The sequence below is a fragment of the Chamaesiphon sp. OTE_8_metabat_110 genome, assembly GCF_031382685.1.
Lineage (GTDB): Bacteria > Cyanobacteriota > Cyanobacteriia > Cyanobacteriales > Chamaesiphonaceae > Chamaesiphon.
This window is the reverse complement of sequence record NZ_JANMZA010000101.1, coordinates 1-1,963: the sequence shown is the minus strand read 5'-3', so window position 1 is coordinate 1,963 and position 1,963 is coordinate 1. Positions and strand designations below refer to the sequence as shown.

Genomic DNA, 1,963 nt, shown 5'->3' with positions numbered 1-1,963 from the left:
GTTTTTGGACTGACGCTTACTGTATTGTTTCTGTTGGTGGTGCGCCTTTGGAAATTGTCAAACAATACATTCAATCTCAAGATGCGCCTAAGTCCTAGAAGTTGTTCGCGCCTCGCCCACCCCACTCATTTTTTGAGCGGTGGTCAAATTTATTCGAGGGTGGGACTCGTTACTCACCTCGCTTACATCCCCGCCGTGCAGACGGACGGGGAATTACGCGAAAAGGTTAAATTAGGGCGACAGATGTCAGAAGGGTAGGTAAGAGGTAATGGGTAATGGGTAATGGGTAATGGGTAAGAGCCAGTAGTGGCTCGACACGACTAAAAATGTGGGTAAAGATCTCGCTCAAAATGTTACTCATTGTATTTTTCAGAATTCTGAACGCCCACAGTTTTAGTCGTGTCGTCCCAGTAGGGTGGGCACTGCCCACCAGCTAGGTTTCAGCTTGCCATCTAGGTTTCAAGCGATCGCTATCTAATAGATATTTGCACCGCTCTAGCTAGTAACTAACGCAAATCGTCGCCCTAACCTCTAGTCGTCAATAACTTAAGATCGAACTCAGTTTCAAAAATCGGTTTCTTATAATCCAAGCTCCAACATTCGAGGACGCACGCATCGAGGGGATCTGTCGGAAAAAATGTCAGATGACACTCGCGAGTAGCTAGATCGCAATTGAGGCTGACATCTTTAATCGCCCCGATGCGGCGTCTGTCGAGGGCGACAGCGAGACGGAGAATGGCGCTCAGTTCGGAGACGATCGTTCTGTGAATTTTGGTGAGGTTTTGCAGATTCTGATGTTTCTTTTTGGGGGGGCTTTTGCGGTGGTAGCGGGCAATGTTGGCGATGATATCGATTTCGGATTCCGTATAGCCCAGTAGCTCGCCATACCGGATTAGATAGTAAGAATGCTTGTGATGGGCATCGTGACTGACAAAGTGACCGCTATTGTGGAGGATTGCCGCACTCCAGAGCAACTGGCGAATGGACTTATCCCAGGTGTGGATCTGTCCGTAGGTTTGGTCGAACAGACTCAGGGCAAGTTCGGCGACGCGCTGGCTGTGGGGGATATCGACGCCGTATTTACCTGCGATTTTGAGCGTGCTGCGTTCGCGAATCGAACCTTGATATTTGAGCCGATCTTCAATCAGTCCTTGAGTGAGCATCCAATCGACAATCACGCCCTCTCGGAGGCTGCGTTCGCAGACTGAAAGCGACTGCATTCCTAGCATCGTCATCGCTTCTTGGAGAATTACCGCCCCGGCGATGATGATTTCTGCTCGCCGCTCGGAAATGCCCTCAATGGCGGCGCGCTCGGCGACTGTCATCCGTCGCAGCCGATTGATGAGGTTGCGGAGTTCGGTTAGCTGAATCTTGAAGCCATGAATTCGATCGGGTACCTGACCATTTTTATCTAAATTGAGGACGGCGGCAAGGGTTTCGATCGTCCCAGCGGTGCCGACCATTTTGGGGATTTCGCCCGGTTGGAGGTTGGCTTTGATATCGTCGATCGGTCGTTCTAACTGTCCGCGCACATAGGCTTGAAGATAACTTAAAGCGCGATCGCTAACGGGATTATTTGCTAAAAATTCGGTGGTGAGCCGCACGGCACCAATTTTGGTACTACTGAGGGTGCGGGGTTCGTGGCTATCCCCGAGGATTAATTCGGTCGAGCCGCCACCTATATCGAGAATCAGATGGGGGATATTATTAAACTCGACTCCCGATAGGACACCGAGATAGATCCGCCGCGCTTCCTCTTGTCCCGAAATAATATTTACGGCTAAGCCCAGTTCTGTCTCGATCGATCTAACAAATTCATGCCCGTTGGGCGCTTCGCGGACGGCACTAGTCGCTACTGCCAAGATCTGCTGGACATTGAGACTCTTGGCAACTTCCTGACAGCGTTTGAGTGCGCCTACCGCCCGCGAGATCGCCTCTGGCGTGAGGTTGCCCGTTTGCGGAT

At 51.1% G+C, this 1,963-nt stretch carries 2 protein-coding genes; one reads left to right on the top strand and one right to left on the bottom strand.

Translation table 11 applies throughout. The annotated features are described in order from the left end of the window. On the top strand, positions 1 to 98 hold a 98-nt coding region (locus tag RMO52_RS24615; RefSeq protein WP_396134871.1), incomplete at its 5' end, for a transposase. 426 nt (positions 99 to 524) lie between these two features. On the opposite strand, the gene RMO52_RS03705 is transcribed toward RMO52_RS24615, so the two are convergent. After that, positions 525 to 1,963 (bottom strand): Ppx/GppA phosphatase family protein (locus RMO52_RS03705; protein WP_310410950.1); only part of this gene is annotated, 1,439 nt, incomplete at its 5' end.